The organism is Bacillus sp. UNC125MFCrub1.1 (assembly GCF_000701305.1).
In the GTDB taxonomy this organism is placed as follows: Bacteria; Bacillota; Bacilli; order Bacillales; family Bacillaceae; genus Bacillus; species Bacillus altitudinis.
Genome location: NZ_JNIG01000014.1, coordinates 42344 through 55556, shown reverse-complemented (window position 1 = coordinate 55556; position 13213 = coordinate 42344). Strand labels below are relative to the sequence as shown.

Below are 13213 nucleotides of genomic sequence, written 5' to 3'. Positions count from 1 at the left end.
GCGAAGAGGTCACACCCGTTCCCATACCGAACACGGAAGTTAAGCTCTTCAGCGCCGATGGTAGTTGGGGGTTTCCCCCTGTGAGAGTAGGACGCCGCCAAGCTTTTCAAAGGATCAGTTCCAATCGGAACTGGTCTTTTTTGTGTTTTAAAAAAGGAACAAACACTCGATCTGGCATGGATACATATACTAAACTATCATCTAAAACATTCTTAATTTTGTATACAATTGAAAGCGCTAGGGCATACTGAAGCTATAAGTGGAGGTGTCACAATGAGCAAAAAAGAGCGAGAAGCAATTTGTTTGATTTGTGAAGAGAAAAAAACAAAGGGAATTTATTTATATCATCAGTTTTTATGCCGAGATTGTGAACGGAAGTTAATTTCGACATCAACCTCGGATCCTAGTTATGCTGATTATGTAAGAAAGCTTAAAAATCTTCATACGCCGCCTTTGTATTCATAGACCATTAGATGGTCTTTTTTTTATGGGCAATCGGTGATTGGGCCTGTTTTTTGGAACTTAGTTTGGACATCAACCGTAATAAATAATAAGATAAACAGAGAGCCTGATTATTCATAGGAGTCGATGAACATGAAATCAATTTTTTACACATTTGTATGGGCCGTTCTCTCTACTCTTTTTTCGCTGGTGATTTTAACTGTCAGTATTGGTGTTTTCCATCATCATGTTGGATTGTCGATACTGTATGCGATGATTGGGTGGGGTGTGATGTTTGCAGGAAGCCGATGGGCTGCCTTCCAGTTGTTTTTGAAGAAACACGGACTGTCTCGCAGTGATTATGTATATATTAAACAGCACTTAAAAGAAGCTGGGCAAAAGCTGGTTCGTTTGAAGAAAGCTTTATTTGCTGTGAAGAACGTACAGACGATCAAGCATAATTATGAAATTCTTCGGCTTGCACGACGCATCTATACGATAACAAAAAAGGAACCGAACCGGTTTTATGATGCACAGCGGTTTTATTTTGAGAGTTTGGATTCTGTTGTTGAATTAACTGAGAAATATGCACTGCTGTATAATCAGCCGAATCGTAGCCATGAGCTTGAAATGACATTAAGCCAAACTCGAGTCACGCTGACTGAACTGCAAAAGCAATTAACGAATGATTTACAGCAAGTTTTAGGAAGAGATATAGAAGCACTTCATATTGAACTTGAAGTGGCCGATAAAATGATTAAAAAATAGATATGAAAGGAGTCAAACTCGATGAAACCAGAAGATCCAGTCATACCACCAGCCCCATCTACTACAGATCTTCCGTTTCGGGTGTTTGATACCTTATCTGATGAGGAAAAGCAGGAGGCGCTACAGCGAGCTGAGAAGATCCCTGACCATCCACAAAAACTGCTTTTCTATGGCACACGTGTGCAGGAACGATTGTTAGAACAATCAAAACAAATGATGCAATATGTGGAGAAAAAAGATATTGAGCAAATCGGAGATGTTCTCGAGTCCTTTTTACAGCAACTGCATTTAGTGGAGCCAGAGGATTTATTGCCAAAGAAGCGAGGCTTTTTTTCAAGGTTGTTTCAGCGAGAAAAGCGTTCGACTCAGGAGATCATATCTCGTTTTAAACAAGCGGAAGCACAGATAGAAAGATTGTCAGCAAGGCTTCGTTACGCAAGAGGCGTGCTAATTTCGGACCATAAGTTATTAGAGCGTTTATTTGAAGAAAATCAATCATACTTTCAAGAGATGACGTTACAGGTTGCAGCAGTTGAAGCAAAATTGATTCTGTTAGAGCAACATGCCCTAACAGAATCACATTCACATGATCGGAGATTAGAGGAACAATTGATGAGTCGGGAAGTCGATGAAGAAGAATATATGGAGAGATTAAAAGAACGGAAGTATGATTTGTTGTTGAGCCGTCAAATCGCACTGCAATGTAATGCCCAAATTCGAATGATTCAGCATACAAACCATACTTTAGCCAATCATATTCAATCAACTGTTTCCGCATCAATTCCTTTATGGATCAACCAAATGTCGATTGCGTTCAATCATATTCAGCAGCGAGCCAATTCAGCGCTTGAGCAGCGTATCCAGCAAACATATGAACAGGTATCGAAGCAGCAAGGACAGCTGCTTGAAGATGCATCCTTAACGCCTATAGATACGTTGAAAAAAGTTCAGCGCCAATTGGCCGAAACATTGCGGGAAACGTTGCAGGTAAAAGAACATGGGAGCCAAGAACGAGCTCAATTAAAAAGTAGCATGCATGAGGCAGAGCAGAAGCTGGTGAATCATAAACCAATAAAGGAATGAGAATCCATCTTTCAGTTCACTTGTTTGAACGTTATAATAGATATAAGATATCGTTTAAGTGAAAAGGGTCGATTTGTTTGAAAACACCTTTATATACAGCATTATCACAACATGCGGAAAAGAAGCCCTATTCTTTTCACGTTCCGGGACATCACAATGGAGATGTCTTTTTTGATGAGGCACGGTCCTATTATGCATCCATTCTTCAGCTGGATGTAACAGAACTTGAAGGTCTAGATGATCTTCACCATCCGACTGGGGTGATTCAAGAGGCAGAGGGTTTATTGGCAAAGCTATATGGAGCTAAACAAAGTTATTTCCTTGTAAATGGCACAACCGTTGGCAATTTGGCGATGGTGATGTCTGCGTGTCAGGCTGGGGAGGGCATTTTCGTTCAGCGAAATTGTCATAAGTCTGTGTTCCATGCGATTGAGCTTGCGGGAGCGACGCCTATTATGCTAGAAACCGAGAGTGATCCGCACTTGCACGTCCCAACTCATGTGACGGAGGAAACAGTCAAACAAGCTATGGCGACACATCCTAACTGCCGGGCAATCGTTTTGACATATCCGAACTACTACGGACATGCAGCTGATTTATCAGGACTCATTCAAATGTGTCATGAAGCTGGCATCATTGTATTAGTTGATGAGGCACATGGTGCTCATTTTGTATTAGGCGGTGCCTTTCCTCCTTCTGCCCTTTCCTATGGAGCAGACGTGGTGGTACAATCAGCACATAAAACCCTTCCGGCAATGACGATGGGGTCTTATCTCCATCTTCAAGGAGACCGAATGGATGTGAAGCGGATAAAGACGTTATTAACGATGCTTCAAAGCAGTTCACCTTCCTATCCAATTATGGCTTCGTTAGATGTGGCGAGAGCTTATGTGGAGGAGTTGAAGGGAAAAGGGTTAATGGACGAAATCATGAGAGACTTGGCAAATCTGAAAGCACAGTTCAATATGATCTCCAATCTCGAAGTGGTTGAGTCTGACTCTTTACCTATGGATCCATTAAAATGTGTCATTCGTTCAACAAAAGGGCTGACAGGCTATGAACTCAAAAAGGTGCTTGAGTCGGTGGAGGTTCACCCAGAACTTGCGGATGAACATCAAGTCTTACTCGTTTTTGGTCTAGGACAGAAAAAGGACGTTCCTTTTACAGCTATAGAGCAGGCTCTTCAGCAAAGTGATTCATTGCTTGTAAAAAAAGAGCCTCAAACGGGAACGCTCTTCTTAGAGCACGATCAGCAGAAGCGAGATGTAGAAGCTGTTCCATTCGAAAAAGCAGCTGGCCGGATTAGTGCAGAATCGGTCATTCCCTATCCGCCTGGCATTCCTTTGATGATTAAAGGAGAACCGATTGAATCAGATCAAATTGCGACGTTAAGCCGTTTGCTTGGGCATCAAGTTCATGTGCAAGCAAGTCAGGTGATTCACCAGAGAAAATTATATGTTTATATAGAAGAGGAGACACTATGAGCGGTATGTTTATTACGTTTGAAGGGCCTGAGGGTGCTGGAAAAACGACAGTGATTCGAAAAGTGTACGAAGAAATGGAACGTCAAGGCTATGCAGTGATGGCGACACGTGAGCCCGGAGGCATTGACATTGCAGAGCAAATTCGTGAAGTGATTTTAAATGAAAAAAATACAAAAATGGACGCAAAAACAGAGGCACTGCTTTATGCAGCAGCTAGAAGGCAGCATTTGGCTGAAAAAGTAGAACCGGCATTGAAGCGGGGGGAAACTGTTTTATGTGATCGTTTTGTCGACAGCTCCCTTGCTTATCAGGGCTATGCGAGAGGGCTTGGGATTGAAGAAGTCAAATCCATTAATGATTTCGCCATTGATGGCACGATGCCACAAATGACCATTTACTTTTCCATTACACCAGAGGAAGGTCTAAAGCGAATTGATGCCAATCAAGGAAGAGAAAAAAATCGATTAGACATGGAAACACTGAATTTTCATCAAATGGTCAGAGAAGGATATGAGCTTCTGATTGCGCAATCACCAGAACGATTCCGTGTAGTAGATGCGTCTCAGCCTGTTCAGGATGTCTTTAATGAAGTGTTTCAACTGATTCAGGACACATTAAAGAAAAATCAAATATGACCTCATTCCCAATCGTTGTTATAATATAGAGGAAGACATCGGCATGTCACCTGTGCCTAAAATGAAGGAGGCCATTCAAATGAAATTAATTGTTGCCGTTGTACAGGATCAAGATAGCAGCAAGTTATTGAAAATATTGACCGAACATCAATTCGGCGTGACAAAATTAGCTTCGACTGGTGGATTTCTAAAGTCTGGGAATACGACTTTTATCATTGGTTGCGATGATGTCCGAGTGGATAAAGCGTTACAGCTAATCAAGGAAAATTGCCGCAAACGTGATCAAATGATCGCGCCTGTATCACCAATGGGTGGAAATGCAGATTCATATGTACCATACCCTGTTGAGGTTGAAGTTGGTGGAGCTACCGTTTTTATTCTGCCAGTTGAACAATTTCATCAATTTTAAGGATGGGTTGCTGTGAAAATTAATCAAGATATGCGGCTGCTTTTAGAAAAGCGTGAACTTCAAGCGATGAAAGGAAGCCAAACTTCAGCATCGTTTAAATCATCGATGGAGACACAAAGCGGTAAACTGCGTTTAGAGCAGCTGACAGTCATGCTGAGCGATATCGAAGTCTTCGGCAAGAAACTGACAAAGTCACGAAACCTTAAAGATTTGGCTAGGTTTAAAGGACTTGTGAAACGCTTTGTAAAAGAAACAGTCGATAATGGATTAAATATAGAGACATCAAGGAGCTTTGACATTTATGGCAACACGCGAACACTCGCTTTAGTCAAAGCATTAGATGAAAAGCTGATTGAGTTAACAGAGGATATGATGAATCAGGAGAAACCCTCGATTGATTTGCTTGAACGTATTGGAGAAATAAAAGGTTTATTGATTAACCTTTACACATAGAGAGTGATAACATGGCAATTAGCTGGGATGACATGAATGAGTTGCAGCCGCGCGTCATGCGGCTGATTTTTAATAGTATTGATAAAGACCGACTGGCTCATGCTTACTTATTCGAAGGAAAAAAAGGGACAGGAAAGCTAGATGCTGCGATGCTTTTAGCGAAGAGCTTTTTTTGTTTGGAAGCAGGAGTGAAACCATGTGAGTCCTGTCAAAACTGCAAAAGAATTCAGTCTGGCAACCATCCAGATTTACATCTAGTGCAGCCTGACGGTCAATCAATTAAGAAGGCACAAGTGCAGGCTTTGCAGGAGGAATTTACAAAAGCAGGCGTAGAATCGCATCGGAAAATGTATATCATTCTCCATGCGGACAAAATGACGGTCAATGCTGCGAACAGTTTATTAAAGTTCCTAGAGGAGCCCAACCGGGAAACGATGGCAGTTTTAATCACTGAACAATCGCATAAAATGCTGGATACGATTATTTCAAGATGTCAGATGCTTAGCTTTCAGCCGCTGCAGCCGCAATCTTTGGAGCAGCAGCTTTTACAAGAAGGCGTGTCTCAGGACCTCGCAAGGCTTTTGTCGAATTTAACCAATAATTTAGCAGAAGCACTCGAATTAAGTCGAAATGATCAGTTTGCAGAGTCTAGAGCGAAAGTGATAAAATTGTATGAAGTCTTACACCAGCGAAAAGAACATGCATTTTTTTATATACAAGATCAATGGATGCCTTTTTTCAAAGAGAAAGACCTTCAAGAAACTGGTCTTGATATGCTTTTATTTATATATCGTGATGTATTGTCGATTCAAATAGGAAATGAAGATAAAGTCATTTATCAAGACTTATTCCAGACAATGAAGCAGCACGCGCTGCATTCCACACAGCAGATGGTGACGAATCAGATCCTTGCTGTATTAGAAGCGAAAAAGAGACTTCAATCCAACGTGAATGCCCAAGGGCTAATGGAGCAATTGGTGTTGATGTTGCAGGAGGGATAAGCTTGTACAACGTAATTGGTGTTCGCTTTAAAAAAGCGGGCAAAATCTATTATTTCGATCCTAATGGATTTCATATAGAAAATGATAGTTGTGTCATTGTAGAAACGGTTAGAGGTGTTGAGTACGGGCAAGTGGTCATCGCCAATAAAAAAGTAGATGAACACGATGTGGTTCTCCCTTTGCGTAAGGTGATTCGCGTCGCAGACGAACGAGACCGGCTCATCGTTGAGGAGAACAAAGAAGCAGCGATGGCAGCCTTTGACACATGTCTTCAGAAAGTAAGTGAACATGGCCTGGAAATGAAGCTGGTGGATGTCGAATTTACATTCGACCGCAACAAGGTCATCTTCTATTTTACAGCGGATGGCAGAGTAGATTTCCGTGAGCTGGTCAAGGATCTTGCATCTATTTTTAAGACGAGAATTGAACTTCGTCAAATCGGTGTAAGAGACGAGGCAAAAATGCTAGGCGGCATTGGTCCGTGTGGACGTATGCTTTGCTGTTCAACTTTCTTAGGAGATTTTGAACCTGTGTCCATTAAAATGGCAAAAGATCAAAACCTCTCGTTAAACCCTACCAAAATTTCAGGGCTTTGCGGCCGTTTAATGTGCTGCTTGAAATATGAGAATGATGAGTACGAAACAGCAAAAGAACAATTACCGGACATCGGTGAAACGATTCAGACGTCTAATGGCTCTGCAAAGGTAGTAGGGCTTAATATTTTAGAACGAATTTTGCAAGTTGAATTAACCGGGCAAGAAAAAGTGATAGAATATACTTGGGAAGAATTATTACAAGAAGGCGTTGTATCTGCACAAACAACTGAGTAACGAGGTGTGCCACCTTGGATAAAAAGGAACTATTTGATACGGTGATTAATTTAGAAGAACAAATCGGTTCTCTTTATCGCCAGCTAGGTGATTTGAAAAATCATATCGGTGAAGTGATTGAAGAAAATCATCAGCTGCAGATGGAGAATCAGCACTTGCGTGAACGTCTGGATCAATCCGATCGAGATAAATCGTCTGAGGCAGAGCATGATTCTGCCCAGAAGCCAAGTCATTCTGATATAGGAGAAGGTCATGATAACCTAGCTCGTTTATATCAGGAGGGCTTCCATATTTGTAATGTACATTATGGGAGCATTCGGAAAGAGGGAGACTGTTTGTTCTGTCTGTCATTTTTAAATAAAAAATGAGAAAAGGCTTCCGCTGAATCGGGAGCCTTTTTCACAGGAAAAGAAAGGATACATCATGGTTTCGTTAAGAGAAGATGAACGTTTAGACTACTTGCTTGCAGAAGATATGAAAATTATTCAAAGTAAAACGGTGTTCGCCTTTTCATTGGATGCAGTGTTATTAGCAAAATTTGCGTATGTGCCGATTCAAAAAGGGGAGATTATTGATCTTTGTACGGGAAATGGCATCGTTCCATTGCTGCTTTCGACGAGATCTAAAGCCTCTATTACAGGGGTTGAAATTCAAGAACGTCTGTTTGATATGGCAAAGAGAAGTGTGGCGCATAATCAACTGGAGCAGCAGATTGAGTTGATCCATGGTGATTTAAATGATATGCCTAAACGGTACGGAAACCACAAAGTAGACGTGATTACTTGTAATCCGCCATATTTTAAGACTCCTTCTAAGGATGAAATCAATGAAAATGAGTATTTGGCGATTGCACGTCATGAGATTCATTGTACATTAGAAGATGTCATTCGTGTTTCTTCCACTTTGCTAAAGCAAGGAGGCAAACTGGCAATGGTTCATCGCCCTGGACGGCTGCTTGAGATTGTTGAAATGATGAAGAAATATCGAATTGAGCCAAAACGAATTCAATTTGTATATCCGAAACAGGGAAAAGAAGCGAATACCATTTTAGTGGAAGGGATGAAAGATGGAAAACCGGATTTGAAAATCCTCCCGCCGCTTTTTGTTTATGGAGAAGACCAAGAGTATACAAAAGAAATCAGGACGATACTGTATGGAGAAGCATAGTCATTATTTCTATGTATTGAAATGTGCAGATGGCAGTTTGTACGCTGGGTATACAAATAACTTACAAAAAAGGCTGACTGCCCATAATAGTGGGAAGGGTGCAAAGTATACGAGAGCTAGACGGCCGGTGGAACTCTATTACCACGAATGCTTTTTAACCAAAAGAGAAGCCATGCAACAGGAATATCGTTTCAAAACGTGGACACGTCGAAAAAAGGACATGTATATAGAAGAAAAGCGAATCAAAAAGGAGGCGGCACATGAAAAAGACACAAAAAAGCTTTGATGGTCAATCAGAAATGGGTATTCTTTATCTCGTACCAACCCCGATTGGAAACTTAGAAGATATGACATTTCGAGCGATACAAACGTTAAAAGATGTAGACTATATTGCCGCAGAAGATACGAGACAAACGAAAAAGCTTTGTCATGTCTATGAAATTGATACCCCATTAACGAGTTATCATGAACATAACAAAGATAGCAGTGGTCACAAGTTAATCGAATGGTTAAAAGAAGGAAAGAACATTGCACTCGTGAGCGATGCCGGTTTACCGACGATCTCTGATCCAGGAGCCGAAGTGGTTCGAGACTTTACGAACATCGGAGGCTATGTCATTCCGTTACCTGGTGCAAACGCAGCACTTACGGCGCTCATTGCGTCAGGAATCGCACCACAGCCATTTTTCTTTTACGGTTTTCTTGATCGTCAAAAAAAGGAAAAGAAAAAACAGCTGGAAGCATTGAAGAAACGCCAAGAAACAATTATTTTCTATGAAGCGCCCCATCGGTTAAAAGAAACGCTGACTGTGATGAAAGAGGTGTGGGGGAACCGGAATATTGCCATTACGAGAGAACTGACAAAGAAATTTGAAGAGTTTATTCGTGGAGATTTAGAATACGCGCTGACTTGGGTGACAGAACAACAAATCCGTGGTGAGTTCTGTCTCGTCGTACAAGGAAATGATCAGGATGAAGAAGAACTGAATGAAGAAGCTTGGTGGAATTCTTTATCTGAAAAAGAGCACGTGATCCATTACATAGAGGAAGGGTTAACGTCAAAAGAGGCCATTAAACGTACTGCGGTCGAACGTGGTGTGCCAAAGCGGACGATCTATGATGCGTATCATATTGAACAATAAAGAAAGGTTCTTGCAAACGGTGCAAGAACCTTTTTATATAAAACTTATTTTTGTGATTGAAGTTGGTTTTGGATTTCGTTAATGATTTGCTCTGCACCTTCACGGCTAAGAACTAATTTACCATTAGCAAGTTTAAGGTTATCGTCTGATACTTCACCTGTTACTTGGCAAGTCATGTTTGGTTTATATTTTTTTAGGATAATTTTTTCATCATCAACATAAATTTCCAAAGCGTCTTTTTCTGCGATTCCTAACGTACGGCGAAGCTCGATTGGAATCACCACGCGTCCTAATTCGTCAACTTTACGTACAATACCTGTAGATTTCATCTTCATTCTCCTCCCAAAAAGTTCTTATTCTTAATATAATATTATCTTCGTCATTATTCGACAAATTCCTTACATTCCTAGCATAACAAGGTTTCCATAAATCGTCAATCATTTTGTTTACTATTGTTTGTAAAATATGACTCTTAAAGTCAAAGGACCTTGAAACTACCGGTGTATAAGGATTTTTCAGAATTTATCTATAAAAATATGAAAAATGACGATAACAGATTAACAAGACTTTTGCCCTAATTTAGCCAATTGTAAATCTGGAAATAGATTTCATACGACAATATTCGACAAAATGTCGAGCGGTTTGTCGTTTTTTTCGAAAAACTCATCTTTTTCGTTCATTTCAATCTGTTCTATGTATATATGCTTGATCTTAAAGGCTAAGATGGTATCATAGAGAAAGCACAAGTGCAAAACATAATGAAATGATCTGACACATTTTAATGAAGTATGATGACCGCTCTCGTCCATTGGGCGGGAGTTTTTGACATTTACACACAAGCAGGAGGTTCCGACATGCCGGAAAAGAAAAAAACGTTTTATCTGACTACACCAATTTACTATCCGAGCGGAAAATTACATATTGGACATGCTTATACGACAGTGGCAGGGGATGCCATGGCTCGATATAAACGTCTGCAAGGCTATGATGTGATGTATTTAACGGGTACTGATGAGCACGGACAAAAAATTCAGCAAAAAGCTGAAGAACAAAATATTACACCGATTGAGTATTTAGATCCGGTCGTTGCTGACATTAAATCATTATGGAAGAAACTCGACATTTCCAACGATGATTTCATTCGTACAACGGAAAAAAGACATACGAAAATCATTGAACAAGTCTTCCAAAAGCTGCTTGATCAAGGAGATATTTATTTAGATCAATATGAGGGCTGGTACAGTATTCCTGATGAAACATTCTATACGGAAACACAGCTTGTTGATGTTGAGCGAAATGAGAAAGGGGAAGTCATTGGAGGGAAAAGCCCAGACAGTGGACACCCTGTTGAATTGATTAAAGAGGAATCATATTTCTTCCGTATGAGTAAGTATGCAGATCGCTTACTAGACTATTACGAAAAGAACCCGTCGTTCATTCAGCCTGAATCAAGAAAGAATGAAATGATTAATAACTTCATTAAACCGGGGTTAGAGGATTTAGCTGTATCAAGAACAACCTTTGATTGGGGCATTAAAGTACCTAATAATCCGAAGCACGTCATCTATGTATGGATTGATGCGTTATTCAACTACTTAACAGCGATTGGCTACGGAACCGATCAAGATGAAAAATATAAAAAATATTGGCCTGCCAACGTACATCTAGTTGGGAAAGAAATTGTACGATTCCATACAATTTACTGGCCAATTATGCTGATGGCACTTGATCTGCCGTTGCCAAAACAAATTTTTGCACATGGCTGGCTACTCATGAAAGATGGCAAAATGTCTAAATCAAAAGGGAACGTAGTAGATCCTGTTACGTTAATTGATCGCTATGGTCTTGATGCTCTTCGTTATTACCTGCTACGCGAAGTACCATTTGGTGCAGACGGTGTGTTTACACCAGAAGGATTCGTGGAACGTGTAAACTATGACCTTGCCAATGATTTAGGAAACTTGCTTAATCGTACAGTGGCGATGGTGCAAAAATACTTCGACGGTACATTAAGCAGCTATAAGGGACCAGTCAATGAGTTTGATGAGGAACTAAAAGCTGTAGCTGAACAAACGGTGAAAGCCTATGAAGAAGCGATGGAAAACCTCGAATTCTCGGTGGCTCTTTCAAATGTTTGGACATTAATCAGCAGAACGAATAAATATATTGATCAAACAGCTCCTTGGGTGTTAGCAAAGGATGAAACAAAACGAAAAGAACTGCATTCTGTGATGTACCATTTAGCAGAATCACTTCGAATCACAGCTGTATTGTTAACACCATTCTTAACAAAAACACCTGAGAAAATCTTCTTCCAGCTTGGAATTGAAGAAGAGAAACTCAAAAGCTGGGAAAGTATTCTTTCTTTCGGTGCGATCCAAAAAGCGACGGTACAAAAAGGTGAGCCATTGTTCCCTCGTTTAGAGGTTGAAGAAGAAGTGGCATACATTAAAGAGAAGATGCAGGGAAGTGCGCCTAAGGTAGAAGAAGAGACAGTTGAAATAGAAGAAACTGAATTACCTGAGCTGGGTGCCGAAATCGCCTTCGATGATTTTTCGAAAGTTGACCTTCGTGTAGCACAAGTATTGGAAGCAGCACCAGTGAAAAAGGCTGACCGTCTCTTAAAGCTTCAGCTTGATTTTGGATTTGAAAAGAGACAAATTGTCTCAGGGATTGCCAAGCATTATCAACCAGAAGAATTGGTAGGGAAGAAGCTCGTCTGCGTAGCGAATCTCACACCAGTTAAACTAAGAGGGGAAATTTCCCAGGGAATGATTTTAACTGGAGAAACTGGTGGTAAATTGCAGGTTCTTGAAGTAGATCAATCTCTAGCAAATGGAACGAAAATTTTATAATTTAACAAAGGTGTTCCACGTGTAACATTTCGTCGAACACCTTTTGTTTTTCAGAAGAATTGTCGAAAGGAGCAATCAACCATGTTATTTGATACACATGCCCACTTAAATGCTGAACAATATAATGAAGACTTAGAGCAGGTGATTGAAAGAGCCAAAAGTGAAAAAGTAGAGAAGATTGTAGTGGTCGGGTTTGATCGTCCAACCATTACGAGAGCGATGGAGCTAATTGAAGCATATGATTTTATGTATGCAGCCATCGGCTGGCATCCTGTTGATGCCATTGATATGACAGATGAAGATTTGGCTTGGATCAAAGAATTATCTCAGCATGAAAAGGTTGTTGCCATTGGAGAAATGGGTCTAGATTACTATTGGGACAAGTCGCCAAAAGATGTGCAAAAAGAAGTCTTTAGACGTCAAATTGCTCTTGCAAAAGAAGTGAATCTGCCAATTATCATTCATAACCGTGACGCTACGGAAGATGTAGTGACGATCTTAAAAGAAGAAGGAGCGGCAGAAGTCGGAGGAATTATGCACTGCTTTACTGGCAGCCTCGAAATTGCAAAAGCGTGTATGGAAATGAACTTTTATATCTCATTCGGTGGACCTGTGACATTTAAAAATGCGAAAAAACCGAAAGAAGTTGTAAAGGATATTCCAAGTGATCGTCTTCTGATTGAGACAGACTGCCCGTATTTAACTCCAGCGCCATTTAGAGGGAAACGAAATGAGCCGAGCTATGTGAAATATATCGCAGAACAAATTGCTGAATTGCGAGAAATAAGCTTTGAAGAGCTTGCTGCATTGACAACAGAAAATGCGAAAAAAGTTTTCCGTATAAACTGACAGTATATGATGTCAATCCTTGTTTAAGCTTGTCCAATTATGAAACATAACGAAAAAGTTCTACACGTTTGCGCCTCTTCATAGGATAAGTTGTCG

Annotated in this window: 16 protein-coding genes and 1 rRNA gene; 16 read left to right on the top strand and 1 reads right to left on the bottom strand. The window is 40.4% G+C overall.

What is annotated here, in order from left to right; genetic code table 11:
- From rrf to rsmI, 14 genes are all read left to right on the top strand, one after another.
- A 5S ribosomal RNA gene (gene rrf / locus N521_RS12420) occupies positions 1 to 103 on the top strand; the annotation flags it as partial.
- A 170-nt stretch (positions 104 to 273) separates the two neighbouring features.
- Positions 274 to 465 (top strand): sigma factor G inhibitor Gin, encoded by a 192-nt coding sequence (locus N521_RS12415; protein ID WP_017359334.1) that lies wholly within the window; start codon positions 274 to 276, stop codon positions 463 to 465.
- A 129-nt stretch (positions 466 to 594) separates the two neighbouring features.
- Positions 595 to 1209, top strand: coding sequence for a 5-bromo-4-chloroindolyl phosphate hydrolysis family protein (locus N521_RS12410; protein WP_017359333.1), 615 nt, complete (start codon positions 595 to 597; stop codon positions 1207 to 1209).
- Between the two features lie 21 nt (positions 1210 to 1230).
- Positions 1231 to 2292 carry a toxic anion resistance protein gene (locus N521_RS12405; RefSeq protein ID WP_035391569.1) on the top strand — a complete coding sequence of 354 codons (1062 nt, stop codon included), beginning with the start codon at positions 1231 to 1233 and terminating at the stop codon, positions 2290 to 2292.
- A gap of 77 nt (positions 2293 to 2369) precedes the next feature.
- Entirely contained in the window at positions 2370 to 3776 is a 1407-nt protein-coding gene (locus N521_RS12400) for an aminotransferase class I/II-fold pyridoxal phosphate-dependent enzyme (RefSeq protein ID WP_035391566.1), read from the top strand.
- Entirely contained in the window at positions 3773 to 4411 is a 639-nt protein-coding gene (gene tmk, locus N521_RS12395; RefSeq protein ID WP_007496237.1) for a dTMP kinase, read from the top strand. Before N521_RS12400 ends, tmk begins: the two co-directional genes overlap by 4 nt.
- Before the next feature lie 79 nt (positions 4412 to 4490).
- Positions 4491 to 4820: a cyclic-di-AMP receptor gene (locus tag N521_RS12390; protein ID WP_012008640.1), complete on the top strand. Its 330-nt coding sequence runs from the start codon at positions 4491 to 4493 to the stop codon at positions 4818 to 4820.
- 12 nt (positions 4821 to 4832) lie between these two features.
- Positions 4833 to 5273 carry a YaaR family protein gene (locus N521_RS12385; protein ID WP_035391564.1) on the top strand — a complete coding sequence of 147 codons (441 nt, stop codon included), beginning with the start codon at positions 4833 to 4835 and terminating at the stop codon, positions 5271 to 5273.
- An 11-nt stretch (positions 5274 to 5284) separates the two neighbouring features.
- Positions 5285 to 6274: a DNA polymerase III subunit delta' gene (gene holB / locus N521_RS12380; RefSeq protein WP_007496231.1), complete on the top strand. Its 990-nt coding sequence runs from the start codon at positions 5285 to 5287 to the stop codon at positions 6272 to 6274.
- 2 nt (positions 6275 to 6276) lie between these two features.
- Positions 6277 to 7104 (top strand): competence/sporulation regulator complex protein RicT, encoded by an 828-nt coding sequence (locus N521_RS12375; protein ID WP_007496230.1) that lies wholly within the window; start codon positions 6277 to 6279, stop codon positions 7102 to 7104.
- A gap of 14 nt (positions 7105 to 7118) precedes the next feature.
- A complete protein-coding gene (gene yabA / locus N521_RS12370) occupies positions 7119 to 7472 on the top strand; it encodes a DNA replication initiation control protein YabA (protein WP_007496228.1) in 354 nt (117 codons plus the stop codon).
- A gap of 55 nt (positions 7473 to 7527) precedes the next feature.
- The gene (locus N521_RS12365; protein ID WP_017359328.1) at positions 7528 to 8271 is read left to right on the top strand and encodes a tRNA1(Val) (adenine(37)-N6)-methyltransferase; all 744 of its coding nucleotides are present in this window, start codon (positions 7528 to 7530) and stop codon (positions 8269 to 8271) included.
- Positions 8258 to 8557, top strand: a complete 300-nt coding sequence (locus N521_RS12360) for a GIY-YIG nuclease family protein (protein WP_035391562.1) — start codon at positions 8258 to 8260, stop codon at positions 8555 to 8557. The genes N521_RS12365 and N521_RS12360 overlap by 14 nt, the downstream gene beginning before the upstream one ends.
- Complete coding sequence (gene rsmI, locus N521_RS12355) at positions 8532 to 9413, top strand: 16S rRNA (cytidine(1402)-2'-O)-methyltransferase (protein WP_008341890.1); 882 nt, start codon at positions 8532 to 8534, stop codon at positions 9411 to 9413. Before N521_RS12360 ends, rsmI begins: the two co-directional genes overlap by 26 nt.
- A gap of 44 nt (positions 9414 to 9457) precedes the next feature.
- Here the strand turns inward: rsmI and N521_RS12350 are convergent, their stop codons facing one another.
- Entirely contained in the window at positions 9458 to 9748 is a 291-nt protein-coding gene (locus tag N521_RS12350; protein WP_087975202.1) for an AbrB/MazE/SpoVT family DNA-binding domain-containing protein, read from the bottom strand.
- Positions 9749 to 10267: 519 nt separating this feature from the next.
- Here N521_RS12350 and metG point away from each other — a divergent pair.
- Positions 10268 to 12268, top strand: a complete 2001-nt coding sequence (gene metG, locus N521_RS12345; protein ID WP_008341884.1) for a methionine--tRNA ligase — start codon at positions 10268 to 10270, stop codon at positions 12266 to 12268.
- 81 nt (positions 12269 to 12349) lie between these two features.
- The gene (locus N521_RS12340) at positions 12350 to 13117 is read left to right on the top strand and encodes a TatD family hydrolase (protein ID WP_017359325.1); all 768 of its coding nucleotides are present in this window, start codon (positions 12350 to 12352) and stop codon (positions 13115 to 13117) included.
- The last annotated feature ends 96 nt before the right edge of the window (positions 13118 to 13213 follow it).

Coding starts and splice junctions, on each gene's coding strand:
- N521_RS12350 (WP_087975202.1), bottom strand. CDS start 9,748: ATGAAGATGAAATCTACAGGTATTGTACGTAAAGTTGACGAATTAGGA.
- N521_RS12360 (WP_035391562.1), top strand. CDS start 8,258: ATGGAGAAGCATAGTCATTATTTCTATGTATTGAAATGTGCAGATGGC.
- N521_RS12415 (WP_017359334.1), top strand. CDS start 274: ATGAGCAAAAAAGAGCGAGAAGCAATTTGTTTGATTTGTGAAGAGAAA.
- N521_RS12340 (WP_017359325.1), top strand. CDS start 12,350: ATGTTATTTGATACACATGCCCACTTAAATGCTGAACAATATAATGAA.
- N521_RS12365 (WP_017359328.1), top strand. CDS start 7,528: ATGGTTTCGTTAAGAGAAGATGAACGTTTAGACTACTTGCTTGCAGAA.
- N521_RS12405 (WP_035391569.1), top strand. CDS start 1,231: ATGAAACCAGAAGATCCAGTCATACCACCAGCCCCATCTACTACAGAT.
- holB (WP_007496231.1), top strand. CDS start 5,285: ATGGCAATTAGCTGGGATGACATGAATGAGTTGCAGCCGCGCGTCATG.
- rsmI (WP_008341890.1), top strand. CDS start 8,532: ATGAAAAAGACACAAAAAAGCTTTGATGGTCAATCAGAAATGGGTATT.
- metG (WP_008341884.1), top strand. CDS start 10,268: ATGCCGGAAAAGAAAAAAACGTTTTATCTGACTACACCAATTTACTAT.
- N521_RS12390 (WP_012008640.1), top strand. CDS start 4,491: ATGAAATTAATTGTTGCCGTTGTACAGGATCAAGATAGCAGCAAGTTA.
- N521_RS12410 (WP_017359333.1), top strand. CDS start 595: ATGAAATCAATTTTTTACACATTTGTATGGGCCGTTCTCTCTACTCTT.
- tmk (WP_007496237.1), top strand. CDS start 3,773: ATGAGCGGTATGTTTATTACGTTTGAAGGGCCTGAGGGTGCTGGAAAA.